This is a genomic window from Ferruginibacter profundus (genome assembly GCF_054783275.1).
Genome location: NZ_BAAGQW010000003.1, coordinates 821,742 through 842,744, shown reverse-complemented (window position 1 = coordinate 842,744; position 21,003 = coordinate 821,742). Strand labels below are relative to the sequence as shown.

Here is a 21,003-nt window from a genome sequence, read left to right as displayed (position 1 = left end):
GGCGTCTTCTGGTAAAACAACCAACTATGTTTACAACATCGGATATTGAAAAATATTTTAATGGTGAAAAGCAGGAAAGTCTTTTGTTTGTTGCCATTGGCGTAGCAGGTATCATCACAGCCATCATTTTCTTTTTTGTTTGCAAAACTAATTTTTATAAAGGCGCAGCCATTCCTCTGTTACTGATTGGCCTGCTATTGGGCATTGTTGGCTTTTCAGTATATAAAAGAAGTGATAACGACCGCATCAAAAATGTTTATGCGTATGGTATGAACCCTTCCGGGTTGAAGCATAACGAAATACCAAGAATGACTACTGTGATGAAAAATTTTGTGGTATACCGGTATATTGAAATTGCATTGTGTTTGCTGGGCATTATTTTATTTTTCTATTTTAAGGATAATGCAGATAAATTATTCTGGAAAGGTTTTGGTTTAACCTTAGCCATCATGGCTTTACTTGCTTTAACAGCCGATTATTTTGCAGAAAAAAGAGGGGCACTTTATTTTACAGGGTTGCAGTCATTTGCTGAACAACACTAATTATGAGCTACAATGATATTATAGGTACAATAGGTGTGGGCATGATATTGCTGGCATATTTCTGCAATACTTTTAATTGGATCAATGGAAAAAGCAAAATATTTTTTCTATTGAATATTGCAGGTGCAGGATTAGCTTGTTATGCATCATGGCTTATTAATTACTGGCCTTTTGTAATTTTAGAAGGTACCTGGTTTATTGTTTCTGTATTTGGATTATTAAAGACTAATAAATAAGCTCTAAGTAACCGGGCATTTTTCATGATAATTAATTAATTCAATAGGTGTCTTTTCAAATTCATACCCCTGGTATTTTATAGCAATCTCATCCAGTACCGCATCAATTTCTTCAACGGTATCCAATGTCACCAGTTTAAAACGGTAGTCTTTAATACCCGGCATACCTTTTAAATAATTGGTGTAATGCCTGCGCATTTCAAAAATGCCTACTTTAGGGCCCTTCCATTCAAAAGATTTATGCAGGTGTTTTTTACAAACAGCCACCCTGTCTTCAATAGTTGGCGGTGCCTTATGTTCACCGGTTTGTACAAAATGTTTGATCTCATTAAATATCCATGGATAGCCGATAGCAGCACGGCCTATCATAATACCGTCCACACCAAACCGGTTTTTATAATCCAATGCTTTTTCAGGGCTGTCAATATCTCCATTGCCAAAAATGGGAATTTTAATTCTCGGGTTATTTTTTACTTTAGCTATCAATGTCCAGTCAGCTTCGCCCTTATACATCTGTGCCCTTGTACGTCCATGAATGGCTAATGCTTTTATGCCCACATCCTGTAAACGTTCTGCTACTTCTTCAATATTCCTGTTATTATCATCCCAGCCTAATCTTGTTTTTACAGTCACGGGCAGTGTGGTTGATTTTACTACCGCATCAGTTAAACGTACCATCAGGTCAACATCTTTTAATACACCGGCCCCTGCACCTTTCAGTGCCACTTTTTTTACCGGGCACCCAAAATTGATGTCCAATAAATCAGGATTGGTAACATCTACGATTTTTGCAGCCAATGATAAACTGTCTTCATCGCCACCAAAAATTTGTATGCCTACAGGTTTTTCGTAATCAAAAATGTCTAATTTTTTACGGCTTTTTATCGCATCACGTATCAGGCCCTCGCTGCTGATAAATTCGGTGTACATCAGATCGGCCCCATGATCTTTACAAACTGCACGAAAAGGCGGGTCACTCACATCTTCCATTGGCGCCAGCAATAATGGAAAGTCGGGTAAATTAATATGATCTCCTATTTTAATCATCGGTACTTTTCAATTAGGGTATTTCAGTGCCGCTGTGGCAAATCCCCCGTATTTTTGCTGCAAATTTACAACTTATAATTTCAAAGTATGGCGCATATAGCAACAAAGCGGTTTAATTACTGGGGGCAGCTGGGCATATTGCTGGCGTTAACGGGGGGGGGATTAATCATTGGGCAGGCAATCGGGACACTAATCTTCCTGTCAAAAGATCCGACATTTTTAACGAATACAAAAGCTGCGATGGACAAAATGATGGTGCCCGCCAATGCCAACATCCTGAGAATAACGCAGTTAATCGCCGTCATCTTCATGTTTATATTGCCCGCTTTCCTGTATGCAAAAATCTGTCATAAAAAAGCATTGCTGCACCTGGGCATACAAAACAATGTTTACCTGCCCCAGTTAGTGCTGGTTATTGCATTTATGTTTTCTGCACTGCCTTTAGTGGGTGCGTTCAGAGAATTGACCATGAGTCTTCCGCTGGGAGATTATATTCAGCATAAAATTGCGCAATCAAAAGATGAGTACATGAAAAATGTACTGGCCATTGGTGCCATGCATAATGTTGGCGAATACCTGGCCACTTTGTTTATAATGGCTATACTACCCGGCTTTGCCGAAGAGTTATTTTTCAGGGGTGCTTTGCAAAATTTATTCACCCGCTGGTTTAAAGCCCCCGTTGCAGCCATTTTATTAACGGGCTTTGTTTTCAGTGTTATTCATTTTGAATACTCCGATTTTATAGGAAGATTTTTTTTAGGTGTGGTATTAGGCTGGGTGTTTTATTTAACCGGCAACCTGTGGTTGAATATGACGATGCATGCCGCTTTTAATGCTCTTTCTGTAACAGGATTATATATCTCTACAAAGTTGGGAGGAAAAACGGATGCACAGAATATAGAAGATCATTTCAATATTTATCTTACTGCTGGAGCATTAGCAGCGTTTATTGCGTTTGGGTATTTTCTTTATAGCATGAATAAGAAAAGAAACGCAGCAGTACCTGGAAAAGAAATACTATTGCCCGGTTACATCAATCCCCGCAATCCATTTATTGATGAAGTAAACGAGATCGGTAAACAAAATCAAGCATAAATTTTATGGCATTAAATATAGCTACGCTTAAAACCCGTTCTTTAACAGCAGTTGTTTTTGTTGCAGTAATGCTTGCAGGATTGTTGTGGAACTTCTGGAGTTTTTTAATTTTATTTACAATTGTGCATTTTGGGTGCTGGTATGAATTTGTGAAATTAATGAAGAAGATTTATGGCGAAAAATACTTGCCTTATTGTTTAGGAGGGTTGTTCTATATTACCATTCCAATATTGGCATTGCTTAATTTAGGTATAGGAGTTCACAATAAATCAATCGATCAAAGTGGAGCACATTTCGCAATGCCTGCATGGACAAGTATTACATTTTCAACCTTGCTTCCCTGTGCCGTTATTTTCTCAATCTGGATAAATGATACCATGGCCTACATTGTTGGTTCTTTAATCGGCAAAACTCCTTTCTCCAAAATTTCTCCTAAAAAAACATGGGAAGGAACTATTGGCGGCGCTATACTTTGTATTGTTGTAATTGCTACAGCAGCTTACTTTAGTAAATTATTACCTGTTAAAGATGCGGCATTCATCGCCGCAATCTGTGCCATCTTTGGCACCATCGGCGATCTGTTTGAAAGCAAATTGAAACGCATGGCCAATGTAAAAGACAGCGGTGCCATTATGCCCGGTCACGGCGGTTTTTTAGATCGCTTTGACAGCCTGCTATTTGCAGCACCGGCAGTTTGGGTGTATGTAAAATTATTGATGTAATATTTTCTCAGCGCTGCATCGCTAAACTTCTAAACCCCTAAACTTCTAAACCCCTAAACGGCTAAACTCTTTATATTTGCAACTCAATTCAACAAAATGACCATTCACAGAGAAGGATATAAATCCATAGCAATAGGTACTTTAATTTTTGGCGCTATTAACTTTGCAGCACTGTATTTTTTCAGCGCTTCTTTACCGGTTTTATGCTGGATCATATTTTTCGCCACACTTTTTCTATTATTGTTTTTAATTTCTTTTTTCCGCATACCAGCCAGAAAACTTACTGTTGGCGAAAACCTGGTGGTGTCTCCTGCAGATGGCAAAGTAGTGGTGATTGAAGAAATTATTGATGTTGAATATTTTAACACCAAACGCCTGCAGGTATCCGTGTTTATGAGCCCGGCAAATGTACACGTTAACCGCAACCCCATCAGTGGCGAAGTGGTGTATAATCAATACCATAAAGGCAAATATTTAGTGGCCTGGAATCCTAAATCATCTACAGAAAATGAAAGGCATAGCGTGGTGATTAAAAAAGGCGGCACTGAAATACTGGTAAAACAAATTGCCGGCGCTTTGGCCAAACGCATTGTAAACTACCTTCAGGTGGGGCAAAAAGTGGCACAAACGGAAGAAATGGGCTTTATTAAATTCGGCAGCAGGGTAGATCTTCTGTTACCTGTAGGCACCAAAATCAACGTAGAACTGAACCAGGTGGTGCAAGGCGGTGTAACGGTAATTGCCACATTATAATTTTTAACAGTTTCACCTTGGCTGTTTGCCCGATCTGCCCTACATTTACTGTGATTAATCAAATACATAATTATGAAAAAAGTATTCTTATTAGCTACTGCTGCTTTGTTAGTAACAGGTGTTGCTTTGGCAGATAACGGTAAAAAGAAATCAAAAAAATGTGCTAAAGGAAAAACCTGCTGCACAAAATCTACAGCAACTGCTGGTAAATCTTGCTGCAAAGACAAGAAAACAGCCTCTATGTAATTGCTGCTAAAATTATTGCACACCTCTCCGCACCGGGGAGGTTTTTTTATGTGCCCAACTGCCTAAACATCTAAACTAAAATATAGACTCCAGTTCTTTCAAATGATAAATAGTGTAAGTGGGTTGTATATGTGCCGTGGCATTGATATGGTTTACAAAAACAGAATCCATACCGGCATTGATGGCGCCCTGTATATCGGCATCTAAATTATCACCGATCATAATGCTTTCTTGTAAAGCGGCACCCGCTTTATTCATCGCGTAATCAAAAATTTCTTTCTTTGGCTTAAGGCTGTTGCTGGCCTCGGACGTGATCATATGTGTAAAATATTTTGCCAGTCCGCTGTTATTAATTTTACTCCATTGGGTTTTTTCAAAACCATTGGTAATTAAATGCAGTACATATTTTTTATCCAGTAGATAATCCAGTAATTCAGTAGTATGCGGAAAGAGTATTTTTTTTGTAGGTAATAATTCTAAAAACTTACCACTTAATTGCCGGGATAATTCTTCGTTACCAATTTTAAAGTCCAGTAAAGTACGGTACATTCTTTTCCATTTTAAATCATCGGCAGTAATTAAACCATGGTGGTATTTATCCCAGAGAATTTCGTTGTGGTATAAATATTTCCTGTAAAAATCTTCAAAGGGTGCTGCTACGATATTATCCAGGTTAAACAAAGCATACAGGTCAGTAAGTGTGGCTTTTGCATTCGAGTCAAAATCCCAAAGGGTATGGTCCAGGTCGAAAAAAAGGTGTTTATACTTCATTACTGATTGTAGCTTTACGATTGTAGATTTGCAAAGAAAAGCGAAATATTTAATACTTAACCATGAATGTAATAATCACCGGTGCATCAAAAGGAATCGGCAAAGCTATTGCCACCATTTTTGCCGCTAACGGCCACGATCTTTTTTTATGCAGCCGTAACGATGTGGCTTTGTATAAAGCTATGGAAGAATTGCAGACCCGTTTTCCATCAATAACTGTAAAAGCCAAAGCTTTTGATTTAAGCAAACAGGCCAAAGCGTTTGGGCAGTGGATACTGGAACAGGGCATTGAAATAGATGTACTGGTTAATAATGCAGGTTTATTTGAACCGGGCAGCGTATACAATGAACCGGAAGGAACTTTGGAAAGCCAGGTGGAAACGAATGTATACAGTGCTTACCATCTTACCCGGATGGTATTACCGGCCATGATGAAAAGAAAAGCCGGCCATATTTTCAACATTTGTTCCATCGCATCTTTCCAGGCCTATAAAAATGGCGGGGCTTACAGCATCAGCAAATTTGCTATGGATGGCTTTAATAAAAATTTAAGGGAAGAAATGAAGGAGTATGGCATAAAAGTGACCGCAGTATATCCCGGTGCTGTTTTAACAGACAGCTGGGGCAACTATGATAACAGTAATCACCGCATTATGGAAGCTGCTGATGTGGCCAAAATGATCTTTGCTGCATCGCAACTGAGTGCCGGTGCCTGCGTGGAAGAAATTGTAATGCGGCCGCAATTAGGAGATTTGTAAGTACAACCCGGTTTATTACAAAGTATAAAATCAATTGTACTTAATCCGCGAAAATCTGAGTAATCTGTAGCAAAATATAGCAGCGCAGCAGTTATATTAACAGTTTTTTAAAACCATTCATCTTATTCTATAAGGAACAACCGTTTTATATCAGCTAAATTTGTATCCTTTACTTATGCAAGCGTTTTTACAAAAAATAACTTTACTGCTTTTATTCTGTACCGCCAGGTTTGCCGTGGCACAGGTAAAATTTTCTGCCAGCGTTTCTGCACCGCAAATAAGTAAGAATGAAATGGTGCAGGTGAAATTTACTGTTGAAAATGCAAGAGAGGTGGAACAGATCACACCACCTAATTTTAAAAATTTTACTGTAGTTAGTGGTCCCAACCAGGAAAGCGGTATGACGATGGTTAATGGTGACGTAAAGCAATTTATCGCCTTAAGCTATGTGCTGCAACCAAAATCACCCGGTAATTTTAGTATTGGCGCTGCCACTGCAAAGGCAGATGGTAAAGAACTGAGAAGTAATCCCGTTTCAATACAGGTAAGCAACACATTGGCAGCTAATAATTCCGGCGGCAGTAGTTTCAGCTCACCATTTGGTGGTATAGATCCTTTTGCGGATGCTGCACCCGAAGCGCCATTCAGGGACAATATTTTAAAAAAAGGAGAGAACGCCGCAGATAAGGTAAACAAAAACATGTTCATAAAACTGGACCTGGATAAAACCTCCTGCTATGTTGGCGAACCGGTGATTGCTACCTATAAATTATACACCCGCTTAAAAAGTGAAAGTAACCTGGTGAAAAATCCATCCTTTAATGGTTTTTCTGTTATTGATCTGCAGCGGCCTGATAATATGAGTTATAAAAGAGAAAAGGTGAATGGAAGGGAGTATAATGTGTATGTGATCCGCAAGGCACAATTGTATCCATTGCAATCGGGTAAGCTTGATCTTGAGCCTGCAGAAATTGAAAACAATGTGTCGTTTATAAAAGAAGAATATGCCAACAGGCAGAATAATTTAATGAGTGATGTGTTCAGGGAATTTGAAGAAGCTACCATACCTGCAGAGGGAATGGAAAATCATAAGGTAACACTGCAAAGCCAGCCTGCTTTTGTTATGGTAAAAGCATTACCTGAGGCAAATGTGCCGGCTTCATTTAAGGGAGCAGTAGGTAATTTTTCAATTGAAGCCATGCTGGAGAAAAATAACTTTACAACTGATGATGCAGGAAAGTTAAGGATCATTATCAGCGGGCAGGGTAACCTGCAATTGGTGAATAATCCCGAAATACAATGGCCGCAGGGGTTTGAAGCCTTTGAACCATCTGCAACTGATGATTTTTTAAAAACAAGCGTACCGGTAAGTGGCAGAAAAATTATTGATTATTCTTTTACTGTTGAAGCACCGGGCAACTATACGTTACCTGCTGTTAAGTTCAGTTATTTTGATGCAAAGGAAGGGAAATATAAAACTGATTCTACCAAACCAATTTCATTTACGGTTGCAAAAGGCACCGGGAAAAAAGCAGCAACTGTTATTACCGATACCAAATCCGGGGAAGATGGTTTTTTTAATAAATTCATCAGCAACAGGAGATGGGTGATAAGTACTGTGGCAGTATTGATCATCTGCGGATTATTATTCTGGGTAAAACGGGATACTAAAAAAGAAGCCGTAATGGCCGAAGAAAAAGCCAAGGCAGATGCTGTAAAAGCAGCAGAAGAAAAAATAGCGGCCAGCCTGGTTGTAGAAGAAAAAAACTGGCTGGAAAAAGCACATGAATTGTTAGTGGCAGACAGCACTGCATTTTACAATGAATTGAATTTTGCATTAAGGAGTTATCTCTCTAAAAAATTACAATTGCCGGTAGAAACCATTAATAAAAAGAATATTAATGAAGAGCTGGACAAAAAGAATATTGCCGTAGGTACTACTTTACAATTACAGCAACTGATGAATGATATTGAACTGCAGTTGTATACTCCATTTCCGGAAAAAGAAAAAATGCAGGAACTGTATGATAGTACGGCGGCTATTATACAACTGCTGGATACCTATAAAAATTAATCGTCAGTGAATTTATAGCCAATGCCTCTCACCGAATGAAAATACCGGGGATTGCGGCTATCTGCTTCAAAATACTTGCGAAAGTTGAGGATGAAATTATCAATGGTTCTGGTAGTGGGATAAACATTATAACCCCACACTGCCTGCAGAATTTTTTCTCTTGTTACTACTTCGTTTTTATTTTCGATAAGCAGTTTTAAAAGCATCGCTTCTTTTTTTGTAAGCGGGATTTTTTGCTGCGTTTTTGAAAAACCTTCCAGTGCTTTAAAATCAATTTTATTATCACCAAACTGGTATACTTCAGGTAATGGCTCTTTTGAATTCAGGCGTTCACTTTTTTTAATGAGTTTACTTACCCGTAATAAAAGTTCTTCCAGGTTAAAGGGTTTGGTTAAATAATCATCAGCACCTTTTTTAAGGCCCAGTATCCTGTCGGCACTGCTGCTTTTGGCGCTTAATATTAAAATGGGAATATCAGGGTTTTGTAAACGTACAGTTTCGCAAACCGTAAAGCCATCTATTTCGGGCAACATCACATCAAGAATGATAAGGTTAAAGTATTCCTGTTGCACCACTTTCAACGCTTCTGCACCATCGTAAGCACCGGTTACTTCGTACCCGTCTAATTCAAGGTTCAGCTTCAATGCTTCATGAAGATTCTCTTCATCTTCCACCAACAGTATAGAAAATTTTTTATCCAATGTTTAATTTTTTTGAACAGACGACTGTAAGTTAACTGTAAAAATACTTCCTGTGGGAAAATTATCTGTCACAGAAATGTTACCATTATGCTGATGCAAGATTCTTCGGGTGAGGTATAGCCCCAACCCGGTTCCTTTAGCGCCCTTGGTAGCCGCATTACCTATGCGGTAAAATTTATGAAATACTTTTTTCTTCTCCTCATCGGCAATGCCTTTTCCTTCATCTTTTACCTGCAAAATAATATTGTTTTTTTCTTCTGTTACAGTAACTTCTATAGCAGTTTCTTTAGGAGCATATTTAACAGCGTTTTCTACCAGGTTATTTACAGCCATTTGTAATAATAGCTGATCGCCATCAGTAAATATTTCTTTTGTAATGGAAGTAGTAATATTACGTTGCGGATAGCGGGTAATAAAATCCTGTACGCAGTTGGCCACTAAGTCGCTGAAATTAATTTCTTCGTTGCTGATGCGGAAACCACTGGCTTCAATCTGAGAAGATAGCAGCATATTGTTGCACAAAGAATTCATACGGTTGGCTTCCTGTAAAGTGGTTTGGATTAATCGTTGTTGTTGCGATTCTTCCAGTTTTCTTTTTTGTAAAGTTTCCAGGTTAAGTTTGGTTACAGCAATAGGTGTTTTTAATTCATGTGTCAATGCCATCATAAAATTCTGTTGCTCCATACTAAATTGCAATTGCCTTTGTACCGCACGGAATACAAATGCTGCTCCGGCTGCAATCAGTAAAAAAAATGTAACCCCTTCCCCGATGTATTGTGCGGTTTTTCTTTTTTGTATTTGTTGAATATTCTCAACCTGTTGTGTGTATTGTGGGTGAGTACTATTTAATTGCCGCAATTCAAAATTGGTCATTTGTTCATTCTGGCGGTTTAAAGAAATAAACCACCATATTAATGCTGCAATTATATAGGCCAGTAAAAACCAGTAAATAAAAAAGATGTAGCGAATTTTTTTTGTTTTGTTGGGCATAGTAGATTGTAAAGTTAATGCCTAAAAAGGCGAAGGTAAGTTTCAGGAAATAATAAAATTAGCATCTTAACGAACACTTCTTAAGCATTTATTTAAAACCCTGCGATAGCAATTGTCTATATAAAAATAAGGTAAATGTTTTGTATATGGTTGATAATAATTTTACTATGTAGTAATTGTTTTATTGTTATTTGCAACCATTTGGAGTGCATATAAGTCTTTGAGACGACACCAAATCTGGAAACATTTGCTATCAATTTATAATTAATCAAGGCGGGTAAGCTTCATTTTACTCTACACCAGAAATAAAAGCCAGGCCTGACTGGAATGAAGTTGATCAATTTTTAAAAGGGTTTCAAACCTGGGAACAATTAAAAATAAAATTAGGATGCTAAGCATTGACAAAAAATATTCCTTTATTTATGTTTTGTTTTTAATTATTCTTGTCATCTTAGTACATGGACTAACTACATACGCAATAAGTTATTTTGAATACTCTAAGGCTACAATTGAAGAACTTCGAAATAGCTATGTACGAAAACCAGATTTTAAGGAGGATATTTTTTTTTCTATAATAATTGTTATCATTACCCTTTTCTTATACCTGATTATATTTTATAAAATTTCGAAAAATAAAAATACCAGGCTTGTTTTTTTAGGCTTTTTTTGCCTTTGCATCTACTTATTAGTTGTAACGTTTTTTAGGAGTTTTGCTGCAAGGGTAATTGATTTAATAAAAATCAAGTTTGTATTACGTACACTTCTTTTAGGTTGGAGCACTTTTTTTATTCCATATATAATTAGGTCTATAAATGATAGCTCAGATTCAATTCAAGAAAAGAATTGAAAAAAGCCTTTGCTAGGATTTAGCAGCAGGTTGGAGGGTTAAACTTGGATAATGAATCACGAAAATTTTCAGCACTTGCACCACCAGAAGCGATAAGGAACAAGGTTAAAAATGAAGTTGAATAATTGTATAAAATAACCAGATACGGGTATTTTTTGTAAGTAAGCAGTTCATCAATTCCTCACATCCAACCCCCAGCTCAGTTTATTCCGCAACGTTTGTAAAAAATTGTTTTCATTCAGGCGGATAAGGTTGATACCGAATTCTTCTTTTCTTACTGCCAGTTGAATTTCTTTGGTAACAAATTCCCTGCGGCTGTCCAGCGTGCATAAGAAGCCATCTGTGCGGCCTTCCACTTCAAAAGAAATGATATTGTTATCCGGCACTACAATGGGCCTTATGTTCAGGTTATGTGGTGCTACCGGTGTAATTACAAAACTACCACTCTCCGGAAAAACCACAGGCCCGTTACAACTTAACGAATAACCGGTAGAACCTGTAGGTGTGGCCACTATCAAACCATCGGCCCAATAGGTATTTAAAAATTCTCCGTTCAGGTAAGTATGTATCTTGATCATGGATGAAGAATCCTTTTTCAATAAAGTAAATTCATTCAATGCATAAGGTACATCGCCGAATAAAGGCACGTTGGCATCTAAATGCAACATGGTTCTTTTATCAATCACGTAAGTATGATTTACCAATGCTTCTACTGCTACCTGTAATTCTCCTTTGCCAAGGTTGGCTAAAAAGCCTAACCGGCCGTAGTTGATCCCTAAAACCGGGGTGCCTTTATCACGTACCAGTGTTACGGTATCCAGCAAAGTGCCATCGCCGCCAAGACTGATAATACAATCAATAGTTTCATCCAGGTCAGCCGACGAATTGAAAGTGGAGTATTTGGTTTTTAGGTTAACTGCCGAGTAAAAGCTATTAAAAAAATCCTGGAAAAACACAGGCTCCACATCATGCTTTTCCAGCTCATGCAATAAAAGATTGATTTCTTTATGCTGGTTTTCTTCCAGGCCCCTGCTGTAGATTGCTATTTTCATGCCCCTGTTCCGCCGGCAGGCGGAGAATTTTGGTTTAGTTAAAAATAAGAAAGATTTAAGTCTGGTACATTCATAACCAGGATCAAAAGCCCGATTGCGTATGTAAAAATAGTCCCTTTTGGTTTAATTGGTTAAAACTGTATTCAAAGCGCAGGTTTACATCGTAAAAAGTGAGGATATCAATACCAAAACCGCCGGTATACAACAGCGTGTTATTTAAATTGGCGGCAAACTCTTGCTTATTATAAGCATAACCAAGGTCGGCATAGGTTTTTGCAAAAATGGTAAAGGGTATACTTGAAAGTGATTTTAATTTGAATGGAAGTGGTATTTTAAATTCTGCTATTTTCTTTTTTAAAGTAGATTTGATCAATGCTGTTGCAGTGCCATCAATCACAAGGTATTCCAAGCCACGTAAATAATTATCGCCATAGCCCAGCCCTCTCTGGTTAATATATGCCTGGTACAATGGCAATCGTATCTTGCCATTTAGCTGGATACTGCTGTACCATTTTTTACCCAGGTCGTAATATTTATTTAGCCCGGCTTCCACGGTTAAAGCGTTAATACCACCCGTAAAACCCAAGCCTCTTTTTGATATACCAATAAATGCAGTCTTACCTTTTGTGGCATACAACACATTATTTACATGCACATGCTGAAATGTATAAGCCATTTCAAAAACATTGGCCGACGCTTTGCCGGTATTAAAATAATAAGGATTGTTTTTGGGTAATAAAATACTGTCGCTTACAGTTAAGCGGGAGAAACCGGCATTAAAAATATGTTTGTTAAAAAAACCTCTGCGTATAGCATAGCCTGCGGAAACATAAAAAGTACTGCCTACAAATATACTTCGCAGCGAATCGGAAGTGTAAAATAAAAGGCTATCGGTATAAGTTGTTTTATAAGGAATTTCTTTTTTTTGTGAGTAGCCGGCACTCACTACAAAACCTTCTGTAAGTTTGGAATTACTGTAAGGTGCATTATAGCTGAAAGAAAAATCCCTGCTGAAGCCGGTGAGGAAATAGAGTCGCAGCTGGTCTCTTCTGCCGCTTAAATTATAATGCACAAACTTTAATCCGTAGTTCACTCTTTTTAAACTGGCATTATAAGTCTTTATCCATTCATTAAAATTTCTGTCTACAGGTTTAAACTGCGGCACAGGATAAATATACCAACGTTCCCTTACGGTTACGGTTACTGCAACATCGTACGCAGAGAGTACCGCCAGGTCAAATTTTACTTCGGTAAACAAAGTGGTATTGTATACCTGTTGCCGGGCCTGCTCCAGCTCTTTATTTAATGTGGCTATTACAACCGAATCGCCTTTTTGAAATTGTATCTCACGAAGTATGATGTATGCTTTTGTTCTTTTGTTGCCTTTTACAATGATATCTTTTATACAAAGCCTGGCAGAAGAATCCTGCATTGGTTTTACAGCACTGTTGAGAATTGCAGTGTTTTGATTTTGGGATTTTGCAATAAAGAAGGAGAAAAGCAATAGGACACAATTCAATATTTTTTTGTGGCTTAGCATTGCTTCGTTACATCATAATAAAAATGCGATGAGTAAAAATTAATGATTTCGGGGAAATTAAACCAGGCTTGATCAACAACTAAATATCAAGATAGTTCATCAGGTGGCGGTAATTGGTATGTATTTCGTTTTCAAAATTTTCATTGCCAAAATAATAGATCACATCATAATCATATCTTTCAAAAGTAGCTACAATAGAAGCGATCTCTTTTTTATTGGTATGAATAGAAACGGTTAACATACCTGTTTCGGGATGAACAGTAGTATTTAAATGCAGTATCGTAGCATCGTTACTTTCCACAATACGGCTGATCTCTGATATAGCAAACTGGCTGCGTTCCATTTCTAAAACAATGATACCGCCGATTTCATTGGTGCCTGCAAAATTGCCCAACGCTTTTAAAAGGTCGGTATTGGTAATTACTCCTGCTAATTCTCTTTCTTCATTAATAACCGGTACTACAGATGAATCATGCTGGTTACAAAAATTAACTGCAGTCAGAAAATGCTCATTGTCTCTTACTGCAGCATCAATAAATGTTTCCTGCATTAATTCAATAGGCATTTTTTCTTCTTCCGCATCCAGCAGGTCTTCTTCGCTGATCAAGCCCAGGTATTTATCATCTGAAACAACAGGTAAATGCGTAACACGAAAATCATTAATCAACTGTAAGGCTTTACTTACGGTATCCTGCAGTTTAAGGCGGGGAATATTATTATTAATGAGTTCTACGGTTAGCATTGCTGTATTTGTGGTTTGCGCAGGTTTACTAATAAAAGATAACGAACGGCGGTTATGAATATTATACAGACACTAAAATTTGTTAAACTGTTGCAGCAGGAGTTTTTAATTTATTGAGAAAACCATCCAGGATAGTATTGAACTCACCGGGTACTTCCATCATCGGCGCATGGCCGCATTTATCTACAAAGTGTAGTTCGCTGTTAGGGATTAAGCGGTTGAATTCTTTTCCTACAAATGGCGGAGTGATCGTATCATTATTACCCCATATGAGGCAGGTAGGTTGTTTTATTTCCCTTAATTCTTCGCCTAAATTATTACGGATGGCACTTTTTGCCAATGCAATAATCTTGATCACTTTTAATCGGTTATTGGTGATCTCAAAAACTTCATCCACCAGGTCTTCTGTAGCTAATTCAGGGTTATAAAAAGTAAGTTGCGTTTTTTTACGAATATATTCTTTATCGCCACGTTTGGGATAACTATCGCCCATTCCATTTTCAAATAAGCCCGAACTGCCGGTTAAGATCAATGATTTTACTCTTTCGGGATGTTTTAAAACATATACCAGGCCTACATGACCACCGAGCGAATTACCCAATAAATGAATATTATTGTAGTTGCGGTGTTCTATAAAACGGGCCACAAATTTTTGTAAACCACCCACGGAAGTATGCAGCAAATCAAGTTCCAGCAATGGCAGTAATGGTACCACTACTTTATTGGTTTTTCTAAAATGTTCTATCAGGTCGGCAAAGTTACTAAGTGCACCAAATAAACCGTGTAACAGCATCAGCGGCTCACCTTCCCCTTCCTCAATAAATTTAAACTTGCCGTCTTGTTTTATTTCGTAACTCATCGATTAGTTAAATGGTTTTCTGATTGTTAGGTTGTATCAGGAACTGCAAAATACGTTAAATAAGATAAGCTTTAAAATTAATGCTGCATTTTGTTACTGATAGAGCCGAAAAATGTTTCCAGGTCGGTAAACATATCTTTAAAAACAGGAATCACTTTTCCAAAATTATTGATCACTACCGGTCCCCATGGCTGCACAAAACTATAGGTTTGCGAGGCCTGTATGGTTTCGGGTTTTATCAAATGAATATTTTCTGCGTAAAATAAAAAAATACTGAAAATGATAATATATAAAGCCGCATAAAAAACAATGCCGCCAAGGCGATTTACCCAGCCCAGCAAAGCCATCTGAAAAGTTTTTTCAATAAGCTTGCCACCCCAGTTTACCAGCAATACTACTGCAAGAAATACAATGGCAAAAGATAAAAATGGCAGCCACTGGGCAGTAATTTTTGCATTTTTTCCCAGCCAACCTGCTACTATGCTTGAAAATTTTAATGCTGCCGCAAGGCCGATTATAAATGCAACGATAGAAAAAAGTGCAATGATCAACCCTTTTTGATAGCCTTTTATACAGGCCAGTACCATCAGTATAGCAAAAACAATATCAACCATAAAGAGATTTTAGATCGCGGATTTTAGATTGATGATTTTTTTCTGATTACACAGGTTGTAATACATCCGATATCATACATCACAAATCAAAAATCCTTATTTAGCCAGTAATTCTTTTACAATACTACTGATGGTTTTTCCATCAGCCAGGCCGGCTAATTGTTTGCTGGCAACACCCATTACTTTACCCATGTCGGCAGGAGAGGCGGCGCCTGTTTCTGCAATTATTTTTTCAATAGCCGTTTTTATTTCTGCTTCGCTTAATTGTTTGGGCAAAAATTTTTCGATGATCGCCATTTCTTCTTTTTCTTTAGCTGCTAAATCGGCACGGCCCTGCTTTTCAAAAATTTCCAGGCTATCCCTGCGTTGCTTCATCATTTTTTGCAAAAACTTTTGTTCTGTTGCTTCATCAATTTCGCCACCGGCACCGGGCTCAGTTTTGGCTTTTATAATTTCGGCTTTAATAGCCCTTAAGCCACGTAATGTTGCTTCGTCTTTTGCTTTCATGGCTTCTTTCATCTCAGCCATTATTTGTTGTTCTAATGCCATTGTTGGTATCTTTTAAAATTGTTAGTGAATGTATAAGCCTCAAGTTATAAGCTTCAAGGGGTAAGCATGCTGGTTAAACGCTCTTGCTCTCCCTTGCCGCTTTTCCCCTTGCGGCTTCCCCCTTGCATTTATTTACTTGTTCTCTTTTATCTGCGATGCCCTGAATTTTTCAAAGAATGACTTCGCAAACTTTTTCATGTCGTCACTCATTTCCTGTTGTTGCGTGGCTCTTTTAAAACTATCTGCCATACCCATCAGCATCTGGTAATAAAAGTCGGCCATTTCATCCACCATCATGTCTTTGGTCCAAAGATCAATACGTAAGGCCGTTTTATCAGCGCCATCCCAAAATGCCACCGACATTGCTTTTGCTTTTTGAGCCATATCTGCTGCACTGTCGCTGGCCACCCAGCTGATTTGTTCCGGAACTTTATTCGGGTCCAGTAAGATGTCAATTTTTATACTTGATTGATTCATAAATTGTAATAACTGATTTCGTGATTAACTGAGCTTTTTATCGGTTGCAAAGTTAACTGGTTTATGAAAAAGAACAGGCGGGAGTTTTATTGAGCTTGCGCATGGCTTATTTTACACATTTTAATATGGATTGCCAGATGGTGGATGCAGCCGTGGCCCAATTATAAATGTCAACCTGCTGCCTGCCTTTTTCTATTAATTCGTTGCGTTTATTTTCATCTTTAAAAAGCAGCATCATTTTATCAGCAACATCGTTAAAGTCTTTGGGGTTAACGTATACCGCAGCATCGCCGCAAATGTCTTTGATAGCAGCGGAATTACCTGCAATTACAGGTACATCAGTTTTCATGGCTTCTGTTACTGCGCCGGCAAAACTTTCATATATTGACGGATATACCAATGCATACGCTGCTGCGGTGATCTTTGCCATTGTTGCTGCCGGCAGCTGGTCAATAACTTTTGCTTCATTGCGGTATTTAAAACTACCCAGGCTTTTAATTAATTCTTTATCTGTAACTGCTGCTGTTGATGCAATGATCAATTGCATATTACTTTTCTGCCGTTTCTTAAAAAAAGAAAAGGCTTTTAAAAGTGTGATCAGATTTTGTTGCGGATGAATAGGACCGGAGTATAAAAAAAATTCCAGGCCCCCGGCATAGGTTGTTTTAATAACTTCTTTTTCCTGCCAGCTTACCGGTTTAAAATTTTCATTAACGCCCTGGTAGGCCACAGTAATTTTATCGTTTGCTGTTTTGTAGGTGCTTGTAATTTGTTGCTTTAAAAACTGTGATGTGGTAACAATGGTCTTTGCCTTTGCCAAAAATTTTAACGTGTTGTTTTTATAAAAGCGCCCCCGGCTTTTAGTATACAATTCGGGGTGGTGTAAAAAAGATAAGTCATGTACAATTATACATTGCGGCACTTTGGTGCGTAACGAACAATAGCCGCCGGCACTTACAAATACATCTGCTTTATGCCGGCGTAAAATAGAAGGTATTTTATAATTAAGCTGGTATTGAAGTACCAAAGGGCTTTTTGCAGGTGTTGTGGTAATAACGGTACTGATATTTTTTGATGTGATATGCTTTTCATCAAAGTTCTTATCAATAATGTAAATAAAACGATGTTGCGGATATTGTAGCGCTAATTTTGAAAAGCACTCAAAAATAAAATTGCCATCCGAAAAATCTGCTGTTGTAAAACTGGTGTTAACTGCAATAACCATGTAGAATAAAATAAGAGAAGCTTCAACAATAATGTAATTAACCAGGAGGCTGGCTAAAAATAAAATACATAAACTACGTTGTAGTTTATCTTGCCTCTAATGGAACGAATTTTAACTAACGGGCATTATCATTCGTGAAAATCAGAGTCATTAGTGGCAACATTTATTCACAAGGTGGTTTTAAAGAACTGACTAAAAATTATTTCAGCACTTTTACTTTTACCGTTTCAATCCTGGTGTCACTTACATTTAAAATATCAAATTCGTAGTGGCCGAAAATGATCCGGTCTTTTTGTTTGGGGATCGATTCGTTATTCTGAATGATATAACCCGACAATGTTTCCGCACCCTCTTCTTCAGGAAATTCAAGGTGGTATTTTTCGGTGATATAATCCAGTTCTAACCTGCCGCTGAAAATAAATTCATTGGCAGATAATTGTTTTTCTACAAACTCTTCCGTGTCATATTCATCTTTAATGTCACCAAAAATCTCTTCTAAAATATCTTCCATAGTTACAATGCCCGCCGTGCCGCCAAACTCATCAATTACCCAGGCAATACTTTTTCTTTCTTTACTGAATTTATTCATCAGGTCGGTAGCGCTCATACTTTCTGGTACGGTGGGTATAGGCAGTAAGACTTCTTTTACTGTAGCCGGATTTTTAAACAGGTCTAATTGATGAATATAACCGATAATACTATCAATATTATTTTCGTACACTACCAGTTTGCTCAATTGTGTATGAATAAATTTATCTTTTACAGCTTCAATAGAGGTAGTGCTGTCAACACCTTCAATTTCCCTCCTGGGAATAAGGCATTCTCTTAATTTTACTTCACTTAGTGATAAGGCATTTTCAAAAAGTTCTTTATTGATCTCTTTATTATCTTCTTCTTCGTGCCCCTTGCTTTGCTGTAAAAAATGTTCCAGGTCAATTTTACTAAATACTTCTTTTTTCTCGTTCAGTTTTACATCAAACAAATGCTTCAGGGTCCATTCGGCAATATTTACAAAAAAAGCTGCGGTAGAAGAAAGCAACCAGTAAAAAAAACTGGCGATATAACTGATGATACCATTACTTAAGATCTCATTATTTCTGGCTCTGAAAAAAGCCTTGAACATAAACTCTACAAAAAGCAATATCAATGTAGAGAGTACGGTTTCTACAAAGAGCTTTATGTACTTTACATATTCAGATAATGAAGGCGATAATTTTGAAGCGATCCAATCCCATACCGGTGCCAGCATGCCGCCGATCAACAAACCATAAATCACTAAAACCACGTTAAGGCCCACCAGTGTGGTGCCAATAAAACGGGTGGGTTTATCAGAATAAGCACCCCATATTTTGCCACTGGAGGTGCCCTGCTTCCTGTTTAATTCAATAGATAACTTATTAGCAGATACAAATGCTATTTCAATACCCGAGAAAAAGCCGATGAGTATTAAAGCGCCTATAATTGCTATGAGTGCCGTCCAGTCCATAGTATAAAAATAAGGAAGAAAAAACAAATGCCCATCAGGGGCGTTTTAACGCTTATTGATAAAACCGAATATGATCATTTCCGCTTCTATACAGGCTTTTTGCAGGTCGTCATTTACAACGATCTTATTAAAATGATCTTTAAAAGATAATTCGTACGAGGCCTTGTTTACCCTTGCTGCCAGCGATTCGGGAGTTTCGGTGCCCCGGCTTTCTAACCGTTTCTTTAGTTCTTCTACCGAAGGTGGTTCAATAAATAAACTTAAAGTGGTTTCGGGAAATTGCTGCTGCACATGAATAGCGCCTTTTACATCAATATCTAAAACAGGAATTTTATTGTCGTTCCATATCTTTTCCAGCTCCGATTTTAAAGTGCCGTAATATTTTCCTTCGTATACCATTTCCCATTCTACAAATTCGTTGTGCTGTATCTTTTGTTTAAAATCATCTGCACTTATAAAATGATAATCCACACCATTTTTTTCTGTGCCTCTTGCCTGCCTGGTGGCAGCAGAAACAGAAAAAGCCAGTTGTGGAAAATGTTGCATCAGGTGGCGGGTAATAGAAGTTTTACCGGCGCCCGATGGTGCAGTGATGATGATGATTTTGTTTTGATACAGGCCCATGAGCAAATAGAATGGTTTATTATCAATTAGGACTGAAATGCAGAATCAGCGGCACCGTTGTGGCAGTACTGGTTAATGTCATTTCAATATCAGAAATTGATGTGATAGTATAAGTATTAATGGTGTTTTTTGTAAGCGAAGTAAGCGTTAATGTTTTTTCGTCATCAGCAATGGCATAGGTACCCTGTACAGTTATTTTATTGCCAAGGGTAGAACAGAAATAAGTGTTATCATTATTAAAAGTCCAGCTGAGTGTTTTAAGCGCTGCTTCCATTTTTATCGCAACAGCAGAATCTTCTTTGGTAATAAAATGCTTATCCAATGGCGCCAGGTTTTCAACGTTTACACAATCCCATTTTTTTACCAGGTAATTTTTAGTTTTATTCTGGCAGGATAGTAATGCTGTGCAAAACAAACAACAAATAATAAGATAGAAAAGCTTTCTCATTTCAGTAGTCAATAACCTGTTATTCTACGATGTTAATTATTTATAACTTCATTACAAGTGTTATATTCTTCTATCAACTGCAATACTTTTTTTTCTAATAAGATTCCTTTTATTTTTTCTGCTACCTGTTTGCAATCTCCCAGTACTTCTTTTAAAATATCTTTTCTAAAACCCATATTGCCAAATGCTTCTTTTATAATATACAGTTTTTCATTTTCATCTTTTAAGTATATCTCAACATTTGTATTATATCCTGTCCCTGTCCCCATTGAGTATAGCATATAGGCTGATATTTTGCCTTTAACTACACGCTCTAAAAACTCAAAGTGTGATCTGAATATTATAAATTTTACAAAATCTTTTTGTGATCCATTTTTCACGTAGCCATAACCTGTCATGTCTGCATCGGCTATTTCTTGTTTGTTGCCTGTACTGTCTGTTATCTTATATATTTTTTTATCATTAAAAGCAGCTGGTATTTTGAGGATACCTTTTAATGTATCACCATTATTTGTAATAATGTATCCAGGGTTTGTCTTTTGAGCGTACACGATGATTATGTAACAGCTAAAAAGTAAAAAAATAAATAAATGTTTCATATGTAC

At 37.5% G+C, this 21,003-nt stretch carries 24 protein-coding genes; 8 read left to right on the top strand and 16 right to left on the bottom strand.

The window, feature by feature from the left end; genetic code table 11:
- Positions 1-26 precede the first annotated feature (26 nt).
- Both ACYVM0_RS23320 and ACYVM0_RS23315 read left to right on the top strand, forming a co-directional pair.
- Entirely contained in the window at positions 27-542 is a 516-nt protein-coding gene (locus tag ACYVM0_RS23320; RefSeq protein ID WP_460561196.1) for a hypothetical protein, read from the top strand.
- Positions 543-544: 2 nt separating this feature from the next.
- Complete coding sequence (locus ACYVM0_RS23315; protein ID WP_460561194.1) at positions 545-778, top strand: CBU_0592 family membrane protein; 234 nt, start codon at positions 545-547, stop codon at positions 776-778.
- Positions 779-781: 3 nt separating this feature from the next.
- On the opposite strand, the gene dusB is transcribed toward ACYVM0_RS23315, so the two are convergent.
- A complete protein-coding gene (gene dusB, locus ACYVM0_RS23310; protein ID WP_460561192.1) occupies positions 782-1,825 on the bottom strand; it encodes a tRNA dihydrouridine synthase in 1,044 nt (347 codons plus the stop codon).
- Between the two features lie 87 nt (positions 1,826-1,912).
- On the opposite strand from dusB, the gene ACYVM0_RS23305 reads away from it, so the two are divergent.
- The 4 genes from ACYVM0_RS23305 (at position 1,913) to ACYVM0_RS23290 (ending at position 4,641) form a co-directional block, all read left to right on the top strand.
- A complete protein-coding gene (locus ACYVM0_RS23305) occupies positions 1,913-2,920 on the top strand; it encodes a CPBP family intramembrane glutamic endopeptidase (RefSeq protein WP_460561190.1) in 1,008 nt (335 codons plus the stop codon).
- A 5-nt stretch (positions 2,921-2,925) separates the two neighbouring features.
- A complete protein-coding gene (locus ACYVM0_RS23300; protein WP_460561188.1) occupies positions 2,926-3,642 on the top strand; it encodes a phosphatidate cytidylyltransferase in 717 nt (238 codons plus the stop codon).
- 96 nt (positions 3,643-3,738) lie between these two features.
- On the top strand, positions 3,739-4,395 hold the full coding sequence (locus ACYVM0_RS23295; RefSeq protein WP_460561186.1) for a phosphatidylserine decarboxylase: 657 nt from the start codon (positions 3,739-3,741) through the stop codon (positions 4,393-4,395).
- 72 nt (positions 4,396-4,467) lie between these two features.
- A complete protein-coding gene (locus tag ACYVM0_RS23290) occupies positions 4,468-4,641 on the top strand; it encodes a hypothetical protein (protein ID WP_460561184.1) in 174 nt (57 codons plus the stop codon).
- A 75-nt stretch (positions 4,642-4,716) separates the two neighbouring features.
- Here ACYVM0_RS23290 and ACYVM0_RS23285 read toward each other — a convergent pair whose 3' ends face one another.
- Positions 4,717-5,412 (bottom strand): HAD family hydrolase, encoded by a 696-nt coding sequence (locus ACYVM0_RS23285; RefSeq protein WP_460561182.1) that lies wholly within the window; start codon positions 5,410-5,412, stop codon positions 4,717-4,719.
- 62 nt (positions 5,413-5,474) lie between these two features.
- Between ACYVM0_RS23285 and ACYVM0_RS23280 the strand changes: the two genes are divergently transcribed.
- Positions 5,475-6,170 carry an SDR family NAD(P)-dependent oxidoreductase gene (locus tag ACYVM0_RS23280; protein WP_460561180.1) on the top strand — a complete coding sequence of 232 codons (696 nt, stop codon included), beginning with the start codon at positions 5,475-5,477 and terminating at the stop codon, positions 6,168-6,170.
- 175 nt (positions 6,171-6,345) lie between these two features.
- Positions 6,346-8,244, top strand: coding sequence for a BatD family protein (locus ACYVM0_RS23275; protein ID WP_460561178.1), 1,899 nt, complete (start codon positions 6,346-6,348; stop codon positions 8,242-8,244).
- Here the strand turns inward: ACYVM0_RS23275 and ACYVM0_RS23270 are convergent.
- From ACYVM0_RS23270 to ACYVM0_RS23205, 14 genes are all read right to left on the bottom strand, one after another.
- Entirely contained in the window at positions 8,241-8,945 is a 705-nt protein-coding gene (locus ACYVM0_RS23270) for a response regulator transcription factor (RefSeq protein WP_460561176.1), read from the bottom strand. The two genes, ACYVM0_RS23275 and ACYVM0_RS23270, sit on opposite strands and share 4 nt — an antisense overlap.
- A 3-nt stretch (positions 8,946-8,948) precedes the next feature.
- A complete protein-coding gene (locus ACYVM0_RS23265) occupies positions 8,949-9,935 on the bottom strand; it encodes a sensor histidine kinase (protein ID WP_460561174.1) in 987 nt (328 codons plus the stop codon).
- Positions 9,936-10,955: 1,020 nt separating this feature from the next.
- Complete coding sequence (locus tag ACYVM0_RS23260; protein ID WP_460561172.1) at positions 10,956-11,834, bottom strand: diacylglycerol kinase catalytic domain-containing protein; 879 nt, start codon at positions 11,832-11,834, stop codon at positions 10,956-10,958.
- A gap of 82 nt (positions 11,835-11,916) precedes the next feature.
- Positions 11,917-13,266 (bottom strand): BamA/TamA family outer membrane protein, encoded by a 1,350-nt coding sequence (locus tag ACYVM0_RS23255; protein WP_460561170.1) that lies wholly within the window; start codon positions 13,264-13,266, stop codon positions 11,917-11,919.
- Between the two features lie 187 nt (positions 13,267-13,453).
- Complete coding sequence (locus tag ACYVM0_RS23250) at positions 13,454-14,116, bottom strand: CBS domain-containing protein (RefSeq protein ID WP_460561168.1); 663 nt, start codon at positions 14,114-14,116, stop codon at positions 13,454-13,456.
- Positions 14,117-14,198: 82 nt separating this feature from the next.
- A complete protein-coding gene (locus ACYVM0_RS23245; protein ID WP_460561166.1) occupies positions 14,199-14,975 on the bottom strand; it encodes an alpha/beta fold hydrolase in 777 nt (258 codons plus the stop codon).
- 77 nt (positions 14,976-15,052) lie between these two features.
- Positions 15,053-15,589 (bottom strand): CvpA family protein, encoded by a 537-nt coding sequence (locus ACYVM0_RS23240; RefSeq protein ID WP_460561164.1) that lies wholly within the window; start codon positions 15,587-15,589, stop codon positions 15,053-15,055.
- A gap of 96 nt (positions 15,590-15,685) precedes the next feature.
- A complete protein-coding gene (locus ACYVM0_RS23235) occupies positions 15,686-16,138 on the bottom strand; it encodes a GatB/YqeY domain-containing protein (protein ID WP_460561162.1) in 453 nt (150 codons plus the stop codon).
- 132 nt (positions 16,139-16,270) lie between these two features.
- Positions 16,271-16,615, bottom strand: a complete 345-nt coding sequence (gldC, locus tag ACYVM0_RS23230) for a gliding motility protein GldC (RefSeq protein WP_430987967.1) — start codon at positions 16,613-16,615, stop codon at positions 16,271-16,273.
- A 106-nt stretch (positions 16,616-16,721) separates the two neighbouring features.
- Positions 16,722-17,840, bottom strand: coding sequence for a glycosyltransferase family 4 protein (locus ACYVM0_RS23225; protein WP_460561160.1), 1,119 nt, complete (start codon positions 17,838-17,840; stop codon positions 16,722-16,724).
- Positions 17,841-18,039: 199 nt separating this feature from the next.
- Positions 18,040-19,326, bottom strand: coding sequence for a hemolysin family protein (locus ACYVM0_RS23220; RefSeq protein ID WP_460561158.1), 1,287 nt, complete (start codon positions 19,324-19,326; stop codon positions 18,040-18,042).
- A gap of 45 nt (positions 19,327-19,371) precedes the next feature.
- On the bottom strand, positions 19,372-19,950 hold the full coding sequence (gene gmk, locus ACYVM0_RS23215) for a guanylate kinase (protein WP_460561156.1): 579 nt from the start codon (positions 19,948-19,950) through the stop codon (positions 19,372-19,374).
- Between the two features lie 22 nt (positions 19,951-19,972).
- Positions 19,973-20,398, bottom strand: a complete 426-nt coding sequence (locus ACYVM0_RS23210; RefSeq protein ID WP_460561154.1) for a hypothetical protein — start codon at positions 20,396-20,398, stop codon at positions 19,973-19,975.
- A gap of 32 nt (positions 20,399-20,430) precedes the next feature.
- The gene (locus ACYVM0_RS23205; RefSeq protein WP_460561152.1) at positions 20,431-20,997 is read right to left on the bottom strand and encodes a hypothetical protein; all 567 of its coding nucleotides are present in this window, start codon (positions 20,995-20,997) and stop codon (positions 20,431-20,433) included.
- Positions 20,998-21,003 lie beyond the last annotated feature (6 nt).